At 33.8% G+C, this 17,152-nt stretch carries 26 protein-coding genes and 1 pseudogene; 24 read left to right on the forward strand and 3 right to left on the reverse strand.

Going from position 1 to position 17,152, the window contains the following annotated elements; all coding sequences use genetic code 11:
* Positions 1-257: 257 nt before the first annotated feature.
* The 10 genes from rplU to ABIZ51_00220 all read left to right on the forward strand — a co-directional run bounded on the left by rplU (position 258) and on the right by ABIZ51_00220 (position 7,740).
* Complete coding sequence (rplU, locus tag ABIZ51_00175; GenBank protein ID MEO7087189.1) at positions 258-734, forward strand: 50S ribosomal protein L21; 477 nt, start codon at positions 258-260, stop codon at positions 732-734.
* Positions 735-757: 23 nt separating this feature from the next.
* Positions 758-1,024 (forward strand): 50S ribosomal protein L27, encoded by a 267-nt coding sequence (gene rpmA, locus ABIZ51_00180; protein ID MEO7087190.1) that lies wholly within the window; start codon positions 758-760, stop codon positions 1,022-1,024.
* Positions 1,025-1,133: 109 nt separating this feature from the next.
* Positions 1,134-1,358: a hypothetical protein gene (locus ABIZ51_00185; GenBank protein MEO7087191.1), complete on the forward strand. Its 225-nt coding sequence runs from the start codon at positions 1,134-1,136 to the stop codon at positions 1,356-1,358.
* A gap of 149 nt (positions 1,359-1,507) precedes the next feature.
* Positions 1,508-1,654, forward strand: a complete 147-nt coding sequence (locus tag ABIZ51_00190) for a hypothetical protein (protein MEO7087192.1) — start codon at positions 1,508-1,510, stop codon at positions 1,652-1,654.
* A gap of 3 nt (positions 1,655-1,657) precedes the next feature.
* On the forward strand, positions 1,658-2,929 hold the full coding sequence (gene serS / locus ABIZ51_00195; GenBank protein ID MEO7087193.1) for a serine--tRNA ligase: 1,272 nt from the start codon (positions 1,658-1,660) through the stop codon (positions 2,927-2,929).
* Between the two features lie 15 nt (positions 2,930-2,944).
* Positions 2,945-3,526, forward strand: a complete 582-nt coding sequence (locus ABIZ51_00200; GenBank protein ID MEO7087194.1) for a hypothetical protein — start codon at positions 2,945-2,947, stop codon at positions 3,524-3,526.
* Positions 3,527-3,547: 21 nt separating this feature from the next.
* Complete coding sequence (locus ABIZ51_00205) at positions 3,548-5,386, forward strand: tetratricopeptide repeat protein (protein MEO7087195.1); 1,839 nt, start codon at positions 3,548-3,550, stop codon at positions 5,384-5,386.
* Between the two features lie 6 nt (positions 5,387-5,392).
* Complete coding sequence (locus ABIZ51_00210) at positions 5,393-5,692, forward strand: DUF4286 family protein (protein ID MEO7087196.1); 300 nt, start codon at positions 5,393-5,395, stop codon at positions 5,690-5,692.
* 42 nt (positions 5,693-5,734) lie between these two features.
* Complete coding sequence (gene rsmA, locus ABIZ51_00215; protein MEO7087197.1) at positions 5,735-6,514, forward strand: 16S rRNA (adenine(1518)-N(6)/adenine(1519)-N(6))-dimethyltransferase RsmA; 780 nt, start codon at positions 5,735-5,737, stop codon at positions 6,512-6,514.
* Between the two features lie 50 nt (positions 6,515-6,564).
* Positions 6,565-7,740, forward strand: a complete 1,176-nt coding sequence (locus tag ABIZ51_00220) for a proline dehydrogenase family protein (protein ID MEO7087198.1) — start codon at positions 6,565-6,567, stop codon at positions 7,738-7,740.
* 1 nt (position 7,741) lies between these two features.
* On the opposite strand, the gene ABIZ51_00225 is transcribed toward ABIZ51_00220, so the two are convergent.
* Entirely contained in the window at positions 7,742-8,146 is a 405-nt protein-coding gene (locus tag ABIZ51_00225; protein ID MEO7087199.1) for a DUF4258 domain-containing protein, read from the reverse strand.
* Between the two features lie 339 nt (positions 8,147-8,485).
* Here ABIZ51_00225 and ABIZ51_00230 point away from each other — a divergent pair, with 339 nt between their 5' ends.
* On the forward strand, positions 8,486-8,944 hold the full coding sequence (locus tag ABIZ51_00230; protein ID MEO7087200.1) for an Hsp20/alpha crystallin family protein: 459 nt from the start codon (positions 8,486-8,488) through the stop codon (positions 8,942-8,944).
* 125 nt (positions 8,945-9,069) lie between these two features.
* Here ABIZ51_00230 and ABIZ51_00235 read toward each other — a convergent pair whose 3' ends face one another.
* Both ABIZ51_00235 and ABIZ51_00240 read right to left on the reverse strand, forming a co-directional pair.
* Positions 9,070-9,531 (reverse strand): pentapeptide repeat-containing protein, encoded by a 462-nt coding sequence (locus ABIZ51_00235; GenBank protein ID MEO7087201.1) that lies wholly within the window; start codon positions 9,529-9,531, stop codon positions 9,070-9,072.
* A gap of 79 nt (positions 9,532-9,610) precedes the next feature.
* Positions 9,611-9,834 (reverse strand): annotated as a pseudogene (locus ABIZ51_00240) (hypothetical protein).
* A 132-nt stretch (positions 9,835-9,966) separates the two neighbouring features.
* Between ABIZ51_00240 and ABIZ51_00245 the strand changes: the two are divergent.
* The 13 genes from ABIZ51_00245 (at position 9,967) to ABIZ51_00305 (ending at position 17,092) form a co-directional block, all read left to right on the forward strand.
* Positions 9,967-10,284: a hypothetical protein gene (locus ABIZ51_00245; GenBank protein MEO7087202.1), complete on the forward strand. Its 318-nt coding sequence runs from the start codon at positions 9,967-9,969 to the stop codon at positions 10,282-10,284.
* A gap of 78 nt (positions 10,285-10,362) precedes the next feature.
* Positions 10,363-10,782, forward strand: a complete 420-nt coding sequence (locus ABIZ51_00250) for a hypothetical protein (GenBank protein ID MEO7087203.1) — start codon at positions 10,363-10,365, stop codon at positions 10,780-10,782.
* A 27-nt stretch (positions 10,783-10,809) separates the two neighbouring features.
* Entirely contained in the window at positions 10,810-11,064 is a 255-nt protein-coding gene (locus ABIZ51_00255; protein ID MEO7087204.1) for a hypothetical protein, read from the forward strand.
* A complete protein-coding gene (locus tag ABIZ51_00260; GenBank protein ID MEO7087205.1) occupies positions 11,061-11,558 on the forward strand; it encodes a 3'-5' exonuclease in 498 nt (165 codons plus the stop codon). Before ABIZ51_00255 ends, ABIZ51_00260 begins: the two co-directional genes overlap by 4 nt.
* Before the next feature lie 7 nt (positions 11,559-11,565).
* Entirely contained in the window at positions 11,566-11,751 is a 186-nt protein-coding gene (locus ABIZ51_00265; GenBank protein ID MEO7087206.1) for a hypothetical protein, read from the forward strand.
* A gap of 112 nt (positions 11,752-11,863) precedes the next feature.
* A complete protein-coding gene (locus ABIZ51_00270; protein ID MEO7087207.1) occupies positions 11,864-12,049 on the forward strand; it encodes a hypothetical protein in 186 nt (61 codons plus the stop codon).
* 39 nt (positions 12,050-12,088) lie between these two features.
* Positions 12,089-12,670: a hypothetical protein gene (locus tag ABIZ51_00275; protein ID MEO7087208.1), complete on the forward strand. Its 582-nt coding sequence runs from the start codon at positions 12,089-12,091 to the stop codon at positions 12,668-12,670.
* A gap of 51 nt (positions 12,671-12,721) precedes the next feature.
* On the forward strand, positions 12,722-12,856 hold the full coding sequence (locus tag ABIZ51_00280) for a hypothetical protein (GenBank protein ID MEO7087209.1): 135 nt from the start codon (positions 12,722-12,724) through the stop codon (positions 12,854-12,856).
* Between the two features lie 38 nt (positions 12,857-12,894).
* Positions 12,895-13,854, forward strand: a complete 960-nt coding sequence (locus tag ABIZ51_00285) for a hypothetical protein (protein ID MEO7087210.1) — start codon at positions 12,895-12,897, stop codon at positions 13,852-13,854.
* A gap of 56 nt (positions 13,855-13,910) precedes the next feature.
* Positions 13,911-14,252 (forward strand): cyclic-phosphate processing receiver domain-containing protein, encoded by a 342-nt coding sequence (locus tag ABIZ51_00290; protein ID MEO7087211.1) that lies wholly within the window; start codon positions 13,911-13,913, stop codon positions 14,250-14,252.
* A gap of 81 nt (positions 14,253-14,333) precedes the next feature.
* Positions 14,334-15,233 (forward strand): WYL domain-containing protein, encoded by a 900-nt coding sequence (locus ABIZ51_00295; GenBank protein ID MEO7087212.1) that lies wholly within the window; start codon positions 14,334-14,336, stop codon positions 15,231-15,233.
* 110 nt (positions 15,234-15,343) lie between these two features.
* Positions 15,344-16,318: an NAD(P)H-quinone oxidoreductase gene (locus ABIZ51_00300; protein MEO7087213.1), complete on the forward strand. Its 975-nt coding sequence runs from the start codon at positions 15,344-15,346 to the stop codon at positions 16,316-16,318.
* Positions 16,319-16,399: 81 nt separating this feature from the next.
* On the forward strand, positions 16,400-17,092 hold the full coding sequence (locus ABIZ51_00305) for an SMUG2 DNA glycosylase family protein (GenBank protein MEO7087214.1): 693 nt from the start codon (positions 16,400-16,402) through the stop codon (positions 17,090-17,092).
* Positions 17,093-17,152 lie beyond the last annotated feature (60 nt).

Genomic DNA, 17,152 nt, shown 5'->3' on the forward strand with positions numbered 1-17,152 from the left:
TTTATTTAATTTTGAAATCCTTGCTAAGCCTACTTATTGATTAACCCACAAAGTTATATCTTTTTTAAGATTTGCCTAATCAGTAGGCGCTCGAAAAAAGCGGTTTGAAAAATAATTTTTGAAGCCGTCTTAAAACGCATTAAGAGCTATTTAGGAAGCAATTCCTGTTTTCTTTTGCCAATTAAAAATCTTTTTATACCTTCGTCCCCCCAATAAATGTTTTATCGGGAATTTGTTTCATTAAAAAACACAACAAAATGTACGCAATTGTAGATATAGCCGGGCAACAATTTAAGGTGAAAAAAGACGAGAAAGTCTATGTACACCGCCTCGAAGCTAATGAAGGTGCCAACGTTGAGTTTAACAATGTATTATTGTTAGATAACAACGGTAAAATAACCGTGGGCACGCCTTCTGTAGAAGGAGTGAGGATTGCCGCTAAGGTACTTTCACACGTTAAAGGCGATAAAGTAATCGTTTTTAAGAAAAAAAGAAGAAAAGGGTATCAGAAATCGAACGGTCATCGTCAACAATTTTCGCAAATCCTTATACAAGGTATTTTAGCGAAAGGCGAAACCTTGAAAGTAGAAGATGCAAAACCTGTGAAAGCTAAAAAAGAGGTAACGGCTGAAGTGGTTGAAAAACCGGCAGCAAAAAAAGCAGCTCCTAAAAAGGATGTAGCAGAAAAGCCTGTAAAAGCAGCAGCAAAAAAAACGACTAAAACAAAAGAATAATCATTTTAAAAAATTCTTAAAAAATGGCACATAAAAAAGGAGCCGGTAGTTCCAAAAACGGACGCGAATCGCACAGTAAACGCTTAGGCGTTAAAATTTACAGCGGACAAGCTGCGATAGCTGGTAATATTATTGTTAGACAAAGAGGCACGAAACACAATCCGGGCGAAAATGTAGGTATTGGTAAAGATCATACCTTGTTTGCATTGGTGGATGGAATGGTGAATTTCCGTAAAAAACGCGATGATAAATCGTTTGTTTCGATAGTTCCGTTTCCTGCTGAGGCGTAATTAAATTTTATTAAAATCTCCTGAACTTATAAAAAAGTTCAGGAGATTTTTTATTTTATATATTCTCTTGATTGTGCTAATTTTGCATTTGTAAATTAATTTTTCAGAAATGAATACATCTCAAATAAAATTAGAAATTTTCAGAAAAATAGATGTGCTGGAAGAAGCCAAATTACTCTACTTGTATCAGTTTTTGGTGAAAAAAAACACTTCTGAAAAAGATTTTTTCAAAACATTGAATGAAGCTCAAAAAGCAGATATAGAAGCTGGATTGGATGATTTAGAAAAAGGTAGAAAAAGCAAATTTGATAAAGTAATTTCCAAATATAAATAATGTTTTTAGATGTTATTATTTCTGAACGCGCAGAAAAAAATTTGGATGCAATTGTAAAATATTTAATGGAGAAATGGTCGGAGCGTGTAAAAGAAAATTTCATTAAAAAAATAATTTAACTCATTCATCAAATTTCAAATAATCCGCTCATGTTTCCCGCTTCTGAAAGTAGAAAAAGTATCCGAAAAGGAATTATTACAAAGCATACAGCCATTTATTATCGCGTAAAAAACAAAAAAATCGAAATTATTACCATTCAAGATAATCGTCAAAATACTGCATTTTTGAAAATATAAATTATGCTACAAATACAAACCATCCGCGAAAATAAAGAAGAAATTATTCAGCGACTTTCTGTCAAAAATTACGATGGAAAAGAAATTATCGAACAAATTATTGAACTTGACAACGCTCGCAGAAAACTGCAAAAGGAATTAGAAGAGGTGCTTAATCAAGCTAACCAATTGGCGAAACAAGTAGGAGATTTATTCAAAAGTGGAAAGCAAGCGGAAGCCAACGAATTAAAAAATAAAAGTGTTTCGCTAAAAGAAAATGCAAAGGCTTTTGAAGAAAAATTAACAGCCATTGAAGCTCAACAGACCACGTTATTATTGCAAATTCCGAATACGCCGAGCGTAAAAGTTCCGAAAGGAAAGACGCCTGCCGATAATGAAAATGTTTTTCAAGAAGGTGAAATTCCTGAACTTCCAACGGACGCAAAACCGCATTGGGAGCTTACTTCGCAATATGATTTAATTGATTTTGAACTCGGCGTAAAATTAACAGGCGCCGGATTTCCTGTGTACAAAGGCAAAGGAGCGAAATTGCAACGCGCTTTGATTCAGTTTTTTTTAGACAATGCAACGGCAGCAGGTTACACAGAAATTCAGCCTCCGATTTTGGTAAACGAAGCTTCGGGCTTTGGAACTGGTCAGTTGCCGGATAAAGAAGGACAAATGTATTTTGTGGGCTTGGATAAATTGTATTTGATTCCTACGGCGGAAGTGCCGATTACCAATATTTACCGCGATGTGATTTTAAAAACAGAACAATTGCCAATTAAAAATTGCGGCTATACACCTTGTTTCCGTAGAGAAGCAGGGAGTTACGGAAAAGATGTACGCGGTTTAAATCGTTTGCACCAATTTGATAAAGTAGAAATTGTACAAGTAGTGCATCCGGATAAATCCTACGAAACATTGGAAGCAATGCGAAATTACGTAGCTGGATTATTGCAAAAATTAGAATTGCCTTATCGGATTTTAAAATTGTGTGGCGGCGATATGAGTTTTGCTTCGGCACTTACGTACGATTTTGAAACTTTTTCGGCTGCACAAAAAAAATGGTTGGAAGTAAGTTCTGTTTCTAATTTTGAAACCTTCCAAAGCAACCGATTAAAATTACGCATTAAACACGGCGATGAAAAACCGCAATTGGCACACACATTAAACGGAAGCGCTTTGGCATTGCCTCGAATTGTGGCGTCGTTGTTGGAAAATAATCAAACACCCGAAGGAATAAAAATTCCGAAAGCATTAATTCCGTACACCGGTTTTGAAATTATTAATTAATAAAAAATATATTTTATGACACGCAAAAAATTATTTTTCACAAGCCTTTTTTTAATTTCCGCAATTACAATTTCTACTTTTTTGTCTTCGTGTTCTACGCAAAGTAGACATCAGAGCCAGGTAAAATACATGGATAGTTTAGCGACGCAATTGGATCAAGCAGCATTGAATTTGAAAAAAGTAGATACCGTTGTTATTCGTAAAAATTTCAATACGTTGCTAAAAAACCTTTCCTTGATTCAGAAAAATTACAAAGACACAATGGACAGTCCGACGGCTATTTTCCTTTCTGGATACCGCGAAACAGGAAGAGCGTTCGAGATTTTTTTGGGAAGAGATACGCTGTTACAAAATCAAATTTCAAAATCAATAAAACAATTGAAAAGTTTGGAACACGATGTGAAAAACAATTTGATTGATGAAAATAAAGTGCAATCTTATTGTGCCAACGAATGTTCGGAAGCAGCGGAATTATTGGAAGCAAGTTCCGTGAGCATTGCCATTATCAACGAAAAATTGCCGATGTTTGACATACAAAATCCGAAGGTAGAAGAGCTGGTGAAAAAATATTCTTCGTCGGGCGATTCAAAAAAATAATTTTTCAAACACCCATTTTTAATGCGTCAGAAAATTAATTTTTCAGTCATTTTTCTGATTTCGCTTTTTGTGCTTAGCGCGAAAATAACTATTGCGCAAGACTCCACCAATATTGCCTTAGCGCAACAATATTATCAAAATAAAGAATACGATAAAGCTATTTTTTATTTCGAAAAAAATTATACAAATGAATCGGAAACATTTATTTACAAAGCGTATGTAGATTGTTTTGTACAAACGCAAGATTTTAAAAAAGCGGAAAAAATCGTCAAAAAAAGAATTAATTATTCTCCCGAAAACTTGCGCTATTATGTGGATTTAGGACAAATATATGCTTTTGCAAATGATAAGGACAAAGAGAAAGATGCGTATAAAAAAGCCATCAAAGAATTGAGTCCGAACCAAAACCAAATTTTAGATTTAGGACAAGCATTCATCGCTGTAAAGCAATGGGACGAAGCGATTGAGACGTATAAAAAAGGAAAGAAATTATTAAACGGTGATTATCCTTTTCTTTTTGAATTGGCAGAAGTTTACAACAATATGGGCAATACGTCGGAGATGATTGACGAATATTTGGATGCGCTCGACATCAGCGATGGCTATATACAAAGTGTGCAAAATGCGCTGCAAACCAGTTTCGGGCAAGATGCAGATGCGAAGAAAAATGAGATATTAAAAACAGACCTTTTAAAACGCATTCAACACGAGCAGAGCAAAACTATTTTTTCGGAATTATTGGTGTGGATGCAAATTCAAGAAAAGGATTTTGAAGGTGCCTTTATTCAAGTAAAAGCATTGGATAAACGCAATAAAGAAAGTGGAACTCGAATGATGTCTTTGGCTAAAGTGTGTGCCGATAATGGTAATTACGATGTTGCCAATCAATCGTATCAATACGTAATTGATTTGGGAAATTCTGGATTTAATTACATGCACGCACGCATCGCGCAATTAAATTTGTTGTACAAAAAAGTCGTTTCAAAAAATAATTTTTCAAACGCCGATTTAATGTCGCTCGAAAATAAATACAAAATAGCGTTGGATGATTTAGGTAAAAATACGTCCACTGTGCCGATGATGAAAGATTTGGCGCACATCGAAGCATTTTATTTACACAATACAGATACAGCAATTGTTGTGCTGAATGAAGCGATTGAAGTCCCGCAAATTTCCGGAAAATTACAAGCAGAATGCAAATTGGAATTGGGCGATGTATTGCTTTTTGACGGACAAATTTGGGAAGCATCTTTACGTTATTCGCAAGTGGAGAAAGCCTTTGAAGAAGATCCGATTGGCGACGAAGCCAAATTTAGAAACGCAAAAATTTCCTTTTATACAGGAGATTTTAAATGGTCGAAAGCGCAATTGGATGTGTTGAAATCTGCTACTTCTAAATTGATTGCAAACGATGCGATGGCACTTTCGCTGTTGATAAGTGACAATACCGCAATTGATACGAACACCGTGCCTTTGTTGATGTTTGCGCAAGCAGATTTATTGGCGTATCAAAATAAAGACGATGCTGCAATTCAAAAATTAGATTCCATTACCACCTTGTTTCCCAATCACAGTTTGACGGGCGACATTTATTACAAGAAATTTGAAATCCGAAATAAAGAAGGAAAATATGAAGAAGCTGCTACCTTTTTACAAACCATTTTAGATAATTTTCCACAAGGAGTTTTAGCAGATAAAGCACTTTTTAATTTAGCAGAACTCAATGAAGAGAAGTTAAATGATACCGAAAAAGCAAAAAAGTTATACGAACAATTATTAACCGATTATCCGGGAAGCCTTTACGCGACGGATGCACGCGAGCATTTTCGGAAATTACGTGGCGATAAAATAGTAAATTAAAAAATCATGATAATATACAACGTTACCATCAACATTGAAAACGAAGTGCACGACGAATGGTTGAAATGGATGCGCGAAGTGCACATTCCAGATGTGATGAAGACAGGCTGTTTTGTAGAAAATAAACTCTGCAGAGTGTTGGTAGAGGAAGAAACAGGAACGACGTATTCTTTCCAATATACGAGTAAAACAATGGACGATTATTTGAACTATAAAAAGCAGCATGCAGCGCGTTTGCAAAAAGACGTAAGCGAAAAATTCGCTAATAAATTTGTCGCTTTTCGTACATTATTAGAAGTGCTTTAGGAAAATTATTTTTTCAAAAACATATTTTTAAATTTCATAGATGTGACTTTCGTTAAAGCAAAAAAACACCTCGGACAACATTTTCTGAAAGACGAAAATATTGCACACAAAATCGTGAATAGCTTGTCGGGAGAGGGTTACACGAATGTGTTAGAAATTGGTCCGGGCATGGGTGTGCTCACTCAATTTTTATTTCAAGAAAAAAAATTCGAAACATCCATCATCGATATTGATCGCGAATCCATTGATTTTTTAAAAAAGAAATTCCCGTCATTCGAAAAAAAAATTCTGGAAGGCGATTTTTTACAACTGGATTTGAAAATGCTTTTCAGCGATTCTTTCGCTGTTATCGGCAATTTTCCATACAATATTTCTTCTCAAATTTTATTCAAAGTATTAGAAAATAGAAACCAAGTAGTGGAAACGGTTGGGATGTTTCAGAAAGAAGTGGCAGAACGAATTGCCGCGAAAACACGTACCAAAGCGTACGGAATTCTCAGCGTTTTGGTACAAGCATTTTTTGATGTAGATTATTTATTTACCGTCAATGAAAATGTTTTTAATCCGCCGCCAAAGGTCAAATCGGCGGTGATTCGTTTGAGAAGAAAAGCCAATTTTCAATTGGGTTGCGATGAAAAATTATTTTTCGACGTGGTGAAAACAGGATTCAATCAGCGTCGCAAAATGCTGCGAAACGGATTGAGTAAATTTACCTTTTCGGAAGAAAATAAAACACATAAATATTTTACACAACGTGCCGAAGAGCTTTCTGTTGCTGAATTTTCGGAAATAACGAATTGGATTAGTGCTTCGAAAAAATAATTTTTTGAACGCTTTTTTATTTAGAATATCTTTACAGAAAATTTTATTTTATGATTTCTTTTGACAATACTGAAATTGCCTTTTCCGGAAAAACGGCTACCGATTTAAACCGTTCGTATTGGCTTTTCAAAATGGTGAGCAATATGCGTTTGGTGAAGATTGGAAAATCGCTGACCACTTTCGCAATTAACTTTCATTTGCCGATTAAAAGCATTATTAAAGCCACTATTTTCAAGCAATTTTGTGGCGGCGAAACCATCGCGGAATGCGATCACACGATTGAAGTTTTACAAAAATACAAGGTCGGAACTATTTTAGATTATTCGGTAGAAGGCAAGAAAAGTGAAAAAGATTTAGAAGCCACAACGCTGGAAACTATTGCTACAATTGAAAAGGCAAAAAATAATTCCGGAATTCCTTTTTGTGTTTTCAAAGTTACGGGCATTGCACGTTTTGATTTACTGGAAAAATATGAGACGGAAAACGGTTTAACAGAATCTGAAAAAAAAGATTTTGAGATTATTAAAAATCGCGTGAAACGTATTTGCAAAGCAGCTTTCGAAGCATCCGTTTCTATTTTTATAGATGCAGAAGAAAGTTGGATTCAAAAAGCAATTGACGATTTAGCTGACGAAATGATGGCTTTGTACAATCATGAAAAAGCAATTATTTACAATACCTTTCAGCTTTATAGAACAGATCGTTTGAATTTTTTAAAACGGTCTTTGGAAAATGCGCGCTCGAAAAATTATTTTTTGGGAGCTAAATTAGTGCGTGGTGCTTACATGGAAAAAGAGCGTTTGCGTGCGGCTCAGAAAAATAGTATTTCGCCGATTCATGAAAACAAAATAAATGCAGACAAAGATTACGATGCGGCACTTTCATTTTGTGTGGAAAATATCGCATCAATTTCTTTTTGTGCCGGAACGCACAACGAAAAAAGTTCCATGTATTTAGCGCAATTGATGCAAGAAAAAGGAATTACTCTTTCGGATAAACGAATTTATTTTTCGCAACTTTTTGGGATGAGCGATCACATCAGTTTTAATCTCGCCAACGGTGGATACAATGTGGCGAAATATGTGCCTTACGGACCAGTGAAAGAAGTGTTGCCGTATTTGATTCGGCGGGCACAAGAAAATACTTCGGTAAAAGGACAAACCGGCAGAGAGCTTGGTTTGATTATTAAAGAAAAAGCGCGGCGAAAAAAAGAAGGCTCAAAATAATTTACTTACAACCGCAATTTTCGTTTTTCATTTTCAGATTTTGCACATATAAAACGCGCGTAATCGAATCGAAATTGTCAATGCAATACACGCGCAGCGAATCGCCTTTCTTGGTGATTCCGTCAATGGCATAACTCGGATGCGGCTTGGCAAATTCCTTACTCGCTTTAAAATTTATTTTTCCGTTGTAAAAAATTTCTTGTACGGCAGCCGTATCAATGTGTTCGCATTTCATTAAACACGTGGCGCTGTCGGAGTACAATCTTGTTTGTATTGCTAATTGATCTAATTTCACCGTTCCGGGCGTCATCATGCGACAACCACGGTTTCTGAAAATCATTACCACAGACAAAGTACCGAGAAGAATCCCGACAAAATACAAACGCACTCTTCTCGCAAACGTCATCCTAAAATTTATTTTTCGAAGGTGAAATTACTATTAAATAATTGACAATGGAGAATGCAAAATTGATTTGAAGGTTAGATAGGTGCTGTTTTTTCCTTTGCGCAGATTCCGTATCATTAAGTATGTCCACTCATGTCGTACTCCAAACTGTCCAATGCACAACTGTAAATTTAACAGAATGCAGTTTTGTCATAAAGAATATAAAAAATGTCATTTTGGGAAAGTAATTACCACTTTATATTTCTGTCATTTTGTCGGTTTTTATTACTTGGTATTTATTTTGAAAAGGTGAAAAATGAATTTTTAAAATAAGTATTAACCAATTAAAACCTAAGAGCCATGTCACTAATTAAATGGACAAAACCCTCAAACGGGTTAACAAAAAGGCAAGACCTGATGATGCCTTCTATGGAGAACTTACTAAGTAATTTCTTCAACGATGATTTAGGATTTGGGGACTATGCAGGTTACGTTCCTACAGTAAATATCACCGAAAGCGAAAAGGCATACGGTATTGAAGTTTCTGCTCCGGGATTTGAGAAAAATGATTTCAATCTGAGAGTTGAAGACGGAGTGCTTACTGTTTCTGGTGAGCATAAAATGGAAAAGAACGAAGAAAAGAAAAACTTTGTTCGCAAAGAATTCAACTATGGTTCGTTTTCTCGCAGCTTCAATCTGATTGATTTGGTTGACGAAGAAAAGATTGATGCTAAGTATGAGAGCGGAATTCTAAAGTTGGAGCTTCCGAAAAACGAGAAAGCAAAAGCGCAGAATGTAAGGGAAATTAAGATTTCCTAAGCTCGGGCTTTAAAGTCTTTGTAATATTATTTTCCTATTACACCAAACTTGATGCGTGGTAGAATGTATGAATAACCACTTAAACCCCAATGTATCCTGCCGCGTGTTGTGCGTTCGTAGTTTTTTTAGTTGTCATCATTAATATCTAATTGATATTTATAAAGAAGTCCTTCAAGTTGAAATGCAGAAAACTTTGCTTTTTTCAATTTATTAAATTCAGGGTTTATCGAAAAGTTGCTTGCACTTCTAAAGTCGGCTTTTTCAAGTATGGTTCTGGAAAATATTGCTCCCGTCAAATCTGATTTAGTAAAATGAGCAGAGCTTAAGTCTGTTTCAGTGAAATCTACTTCTTTCAACGAACACTGCAAAAACTTTGTATTTTTTAATTTGGTTCCATAAAAAGTACAATAATCCATAATGCAATTGTCGAAGCTAAATGAAAACATAAATTTGTCGCATCGGGTAAAATCAACACCTAAAATCTTACAATTTTTAAAAGTTGCATTTCTAAATCCAGCATCATAAATTGTTGTCATCGAAAAATTACAATTGTCAAAAGAGCAATCATCAAATTTATTAGTTTGCAAATCACTTTTGGCGAAATTACATCCATTAAATGTACACTTATTAAAATCCCTGTTTCTTAAGATCTTTGCTGTATAGTCTGTAAAATTTGCCGTCTGCCGATTCCATTTTCAGTTGGTTACAATTTGTAACCAACTGATTCCTTCCTTTGAGAGCCTACGTTTTAGAATTTTCCAATAATTTCTTGGATTAGGACTATCTGTTAAAACACCAATTACATCCGTAACCGACAAATACCATTTTTCTTCTGTATCATTCCAAGCGGTGCGTATTTTGTTGTGTTCAAATAATTTTACGTTACTCATTTTCTGCTATACTTTTAAAAATCCCAACTCATACTGAAAAATTATTTTTTTATAAAGAGAAATAGCTACGCCACGTTTTGACGCAGTTGCGTTCTACTTTTGCTTTCAGTATTCACAAAAACAGTAAACAAAATGAAAATAACATCTGAAAAATGGGAAGAAAAAAAACGCTTGGAGCTAATCGAAAAGAAAATAGACATTCAAAAAAAGCGATTGGAAATTCGTAAAGAAAAGATAGAAGTAAAGAAACAAGAGATTAAAAAAACAGATGCAGATGAGCAAATGCTGCTGATTCTGAAGGTGGACATGTTGAATAAAATATTGAGCAACTTTAGTATTGACGAAGCAAAAACTCTTTTCGGAAGTGAACCTGTTTTCAAAAATACATTTTCTGAAAATGAAAGTGTAGCAGTGAAAGCAAAATTGATGGAAATTATAAAACGGTTTTAATCTTTTTTGTCTGCGACACAGTTTGGCTGAGTTGCCAAGTATTTTTGTAATTGAATATTAAAAATAGTGATGAAAAATTTGTACGAATTATTGGAGATTGTATATAAGACTCAGATCAACTTTGTTAATGTATTTGAAGATAACAAAATTTATATTTTTTGCTCAAAATCATTTTACGATTATTTTGGAGAAGTGCCTGATGCGGTTGAATTACGAGGTGTTGATTTTAAAAAAGCGAAACAATGGATAGAAAAAGAATTAGCAGATCAAATCCATAAAAAAAAAACAAGAGAAGTACTTAATTTGAATATCGGGAAACGAGATAATTTAAGTGTTTTGTTTGTAATGAAAAACAAGATGTTAATAGAGATTCAAAATGATGAAATGCAGCTATTTTATGTGCAGAAAAATCATGCAAAAATTAGAGAACTGATTGATAAAATGATTCCTGAAATAAGGGCAACAAAAAAAATAACCGAGAAGCCGAAAACGGAATAGAGTAGGCAAAAAATAAAATTCAAAATAATGGCACAAAATTTTTATTGCGAACACTGTGGAAGTAAAGCTCCCAGCGTTGCAGGTTTAACTGGCGGTTTTTGTTCCCGTCATCCAAATGGGGCTAACAAAGGGAAACATTCGCTGTATCAAGGAAGCGAAAAATCGCATTACACGTGTAAATATTGCGGAACAAATGCTTCCAGTATTGCGGGTTTAACAGGAGGTTTTTGTGTTCGTCATCCAAGCGGAGCAAACAAAGGACATCACTCTCCAGCTTTATGATGAACGATACATTTACAGCCATTGATTTTGAAACCGCGCAAGGCAAGCGTTGGAGCATTTGTCAAATAGGTTTGGTGCGTGTGGAAAATGGAATTATTAAAAACAAAATTTCTATTTTGGTTCAACCGCCAACAAATTATTATTGGGATAGGTTTATTGATATTCACGGAATAACGCCCGAACAAACGGCAAATGCGCCAACCTTCGATAAAATTTGGGAACAAGTAAAACCATTTATCGAAAACCAACACGTAGTTGCTCACAATGGTTTTGCTTTTGATTTCCATTGCTTGAAACAAACCTTAGCTTATTATGACTTGGCTGAACCGAAGTTTAAGGGACATTGCACGTACCGAATTTTCGGAAATAATTTGGCTGACTTATGTGAAAAGTATAAAATTCCTTTGAATCATCACGATGCTTTAAGCGATGCAATGGCTTGTGCGAAACTTTTTAAATTACATCTTGAAGAGGATTGTGTCGGATTAAAATAATTTTTTTATGACTGATAAAATTAAATTCCTTTCTAATCTAAATAAAGTGTTAACGCTATTAGAAAAGGAAATCATAGAACGTGTAATAGTATGTTTGGAAACTGGAGAAAAAGAGTTAAAAGATAAATATGCTTTTACAACAGATTATGAAGTGGAAGCTAAAGTAGCATATTATTTAAAAAAAGGAAACTGAGCCGGTTCACTGTTTTCGGACATCTTACAATTATGAACAGATCATCGTAAATAAAGATTATGGACTATTTTTAGATAATGGGAAAGGAAATTATTGGCATAGAGAAAGTTTTATGCCATTGTTAAATGCGCCTTATTGTTATTTAATGCACGATGTGATGGATCATTCCGGTTTATATACGAAAAATAAAATATTCAAATTAGATGGAATTTGGGCTGACGTTGTATTTACAAATCAGAAAGCAATAAAAATTAATAAAGATGGAAGTAGTAGTGTAATTAAAAGTAACAGCGAATAAAACAATAAACTAACTAAAACTCCTGACTAAAACTAAATTTTGGACACCATTCATATAAATTTCTTTGGCATTGCTTGTCGTGTTATTAAAGGGAAATTTAATGAGCGAACGTGGGAAAAATTTAAAACAGGAGCTAACAAAATAGGCATTAATTTGGAAGAAGTTATTTTTGAAAAATATTTTTTTGAAACCCTGAAAATTCCTAAGCTTAATACTTGGTCCGATTTGGGAAACCAATTAAACAGTTACGGTTTAATGGATTGTTACCAAAGCAGCATCGAAATACGAATTAACAACAGACAAAAAAGAAAACTTTTTTTGGCAGACATTTCTAACGAGCAACTTCTTTTTCCGCTTTACGAAACAAGCATTTCGGTAATTGATATTTCTGCCTTTAAAGCGGGCAGTTTAATAGCGATAGAAAAAGAAATTGGAACCATTGCCAGTTATAAATTTGAAACCGATAACTTTTCGCTTAACCAATTACAATTTACACTTCAGTCCATTATTATTCACAAAAATTTAAAGATTCAGCTTTTAGCAAAACTTGCCTATAAAGGAGTGGAATTAATAAGCAAAAAGCAGGACACCTTGGTTAAGGAACGCTTTGTTTTGATGTAGAAATATAAATTACCTTTGAAAAAATAATTTTAAAAACTAAATAGAAATAACATGAGAGAAGTAGAAAAAAAATGTGAAGAAGATTGCGATCCAGAACAATATTTTTTTAATGGGGTTGAATGGGAATGTCCAAATTGCGACCGTACATGGGATGATGACGATTTGGTAATTGATGAAGAAGAATAATTTTTTTACATTAAACTATATCGTTACCTCAATTTAATATGGAACAGGAAAAAAATATTTTTTTAACATTCTTTAAAAAGCTTTCGGAGCGACAAAATTACGAGAACCATTTATCTGATGTTACGTGGGCAATGTGCGAAACATCTAAAGATTTCAAATTTTTATTCCTTTCATTTTTTTTTGGAGGAGACGCTTATAAAAACTATGTGCCTGAATTTAGAAAAGTTAAAATTGAAAGAGAATATCTTCGCAGAGAAAGTCGTCCAGATTTTTATTTCAAAATAAAAGAAAAAGAATTTATTATTGAAAATAAGATTGATGATTTGGATGACCATTTTGACAAATATAAAAGAGATTTTGAAGGTGCATTTTTTGGGTGGATTGCAAATTACAGGAAAGACAAAGAAGATGAAATTGAAATTCGAACTTGGGGAGAATTTAAAGAATTTCTCGAATGCGAAAAAAAAAATATGCCTGAAGCGACAAATCTTTTAATAGAGTCTTATCTTACATATTTAACCAATGTTTGTAAAATTATAAAAATCGAAAAAATGAACTTAGAAAATATATCAACGCTGTATTCTTTTAATAATTTGACAAATAAAATTATTCGTAATGAAAATCTAAAGACGCTTTGTGATCGTTTCGGTAGTTATTATAGTGGATGGCAATTTACAACAAGGAAAACAATAACAGCACCAGCGTGGTTCGGAATAATTTATGACGAGCAGCAAATTGCTATAATATCTATTTGGGTAACTTTGAGTTCTACGGATATTAAAATAAGTGGAGGTATATGGTTTGACGAACCAATAATTAGTAACGAAAGGGACAACATATTAAATGGTGAAATATTAAAATTTAACTTAAACAAGAAGTCTTTTGAGGAATTTACTAAAGATGAAACATCTGTGGACAACCAGAAAAAAATTTTAGAAAGTTTTTTTAAAGAAGTTAATGATAAACTTTCAAAAGCTGCCGAAAAAATTCCTGAGTAAAATAATTTTTTTCACCCACGCCATCCTTTGTCGCAATAGCATTTTACTTTTGCTTCATGTCAAAAAAAATATTTTTAGATGATATACGTCTGGTAAAAGATGTGTATCCGCATTTGCAAGAAAATGATTTCGAAATAGTAAGAAGCTACGCTCAATTTGTTTCCATCATACAACAAAAAGGTTTGCCCGAGTTTATTAGCTTTGATAATGATTTAGGTGCAAATGAGCAAGGAATAATTTTACCAGATGGTTACGCTTGCGCTAAATGGTTGGTTTACGAAAGCAAAATAGATTTACGCAAATTAGAGTTCAAAGTACATTCTGCTAATCCGGTAGCAAAAAAACAAATTGAAGGTTTGCTGAATAATTACATTCGATTTTTAAATGAAGGTAAATAAGTTCAGTTAAAATTTATGTTTGAAAAATTATTTTTTTAACTACGCCATTTCTTGTCTCAGTTAATTTCTACTTTTGTTTTCATGTCAAAAAGAGAAGCTACATTACGCCACCATTTAATCATCAAAAAAGTCAGGAAAAATCCGGCAACATTTGATGAAATTGCTGATTATCTTTCGAGAGAATCGGAACTGCAAGAATATGTTTTCAATACCTCAAAGCGCACCTTTCAGCGCGATTTAGAAGATATTCTTTCTACATACAATATTGAAATTAAATATGATTTTTCGCAAAAAAAATATTTTATCAATGAGGAAGATCAGACGGAAGTAAACGACCGAATGTTGGAAGCCTTTGATATGTTTAATGCTCTGAATGTTTCAGACCGCCTGTCGAAACACATTCACTTTGAAAAACGCAAACCGCAAGGCACAGAAAATTTATACGGTTTATTACACGCGATAAAAAATAATTTTCAAATCAAATTTTCGTATCAAAAATACTGGGACGAAGAAATAGAAATTAGAAAAACAGAACCTTACGCGCTCAAAGAATTTAAAAATCGTTGGTACTTAATGGCGAAGGATTTAAAAGACGAACAAATAAAAAGTTTCGCATTAGACAGGCTCAGTAATTTGGAAATTACAAAGACCAAATTTCTTTATCCGAAAGAATTTAATTTAGAGGAAAATTATAAATATTGTTTCGGAATTATTAGTCCGGATGATGGAAATGTGGAAGAAATTATTTTATCATTCAATCCTTTACAAGGCAAATACATCAAGTCGTTGCCGCTTCACGAAACACAACAAATTATAGAAGACACGAAAAAAGAATTGCGCATCAAATTAAAACTTTACATCACATTCGATTTTATTATGGAATTGCTTTCGTATGGAGAAGACGTAAAAGTGATACAGCCAAAATCATTGATTAAAGGAATAAAATCGTCACATCAAAAAGCAGTTAATCGGTACAAATAAATCATCCATTTAATACAATGTTAGAGGCAATTCAAAATAAAAATAATCCTTCCTTTTTTTACATTGTTTCGAAATAGAGTACCTTTAATACTATCTAAAAAAAAGACGCAATGAAAGCAATTCATATTACAAAATCCGGTGGACCGGAAGTATTACAATTACAGGAAACCCCGAAACCAAAACCGGAAAAGAACCAAGTTTTAATTAAAGTGAAAGCTGCGGGTGTCAATCGCAGCGATGTGATTACACGTCAAAATATGGACACTTACGGCAAAATATCTACGGGAACTTTAATTCCTGGCTTGGAAGTTTCCGGAGAAATAATAGAAATCGGTGATGAGGTAAGAGATAAAAAAATAGGTGATAACGTCTGTGCATTAATCGCAAGCGGCGGTTATGCCGAATATGTTGCAGTGGATAGTTCTCACTGTCTTCCCATACCAGATGGAATTAGTTTAACAGATGCTGCTGCCATTCCTGAAACTGTTTTTACTGTTTGGTTCAACGTATTTCATTTGGGAAAACTTCAATCCAATGAAAAATTATTAATACACGGCGGCACGAGTGGCATTGGCACCATGGGTTTGCAAATGGCGAAAGCGTGGGGTTGCAAAATATACACCACCGCCGGAAGTGATAAAAAGATTGACTTCCTAACTAAAATGAATCTCGGAACGGCTATCAATTACAAAAAAGAAGCTTTTGAAGAAATTTTTAAAGAAGAGAAAATAGATGTTATTTTAGATATGGTTGGTGGAGATTATACGCAAAAGAATCTCGACATTCTTAATCATAAAGGTCGTCTGATTTATATCAACGGAATGAAGTATACGAACGTTACTATTAATCTGCGCAGCATTATGAGTAAGAATCTCATTTTGACTGGAAGTTTCCTAAAGCCACAATCTGCCGAAGTAAAAACTCAGATTGCGAAAGACGTAGAAAAAAACATCTGGCCCTTATTTCATTCGAAACAAATTCATCCTATTATTTACAAAACATTTCCGCTGGAAGATGCTGCAGAAGCGCATCGTCTCATGGAAAGCAGCGATCACATTGGAAAAATTTTATTGACATTGGATTAATTAATATGATGCGTATTGCTTTTTCATTTCTTCGATAAATAGAATAAAAATTTTGTGGAAGAGAAAATTAAAAAAATATTTATGGCAAAAACATTTGGAGAAAAAGTGATTGATTTCAATCGTCAGTTACATTATTCGGATAAGCTACCGGAAAATTTTCGGGTGATTAATCCTTATTTGGATAATCCTGAAACGATGGAGGCAATGCAACAATTTTATCATAAATATTACAACGATTCAAATCAACGTAGATTTATTATCGGAATTAATCCGAGCCGACACGGAGCTGGAGTAACGGGTGTGCCATTTACAGATACCAAACGATTAGAAAGTGTCTGCGGCATCAAAATGCAATCAGCCTATACACACGAGGTGTCTTCTGTTTTTATATATGATTTGATTGCTGAATATGGAGGAGCGAATTTTTTTTACAATCAGTTTTATATCAACTCGCCATTTCCTTTAGCCATTGTCCGCCGAACAAAAGAGGGCAAATGGTTAAATGCTAATTATTATGATGAACTTGTTCTTTTTGAAATGGTGAAAGACTTTATGATTTTATCCTTAAAAAAACACATCCATTTAGGATTAGATACTTCGGAAGTTTTTGTACTAGGAAAGAAAAATGCAGATTTTATACAAAAGCTAAACAAAGAAGCTAAATTATTTGGCAGCATAAAAGCACTGGAACATCCGCGATACATTCAGCAATATAAGTCGAAAGAAAAACAGATTTATATTGACAAGTATATAATAACATTGAATAATTTATAAAAAAGGCGTTCAAGAAAAAAATTTCTTAAACGCCTTTTTTATTGGCCTGATTTTAAAATC

This window comes from Bacteroidia bacterium (genome assembly GCA_039924845.1).
Taxonomy (GTDB): Bacteria; Bacteroidota; Bacteroidia; order DATLTG01; family DATLTG01; genus DATLTG01.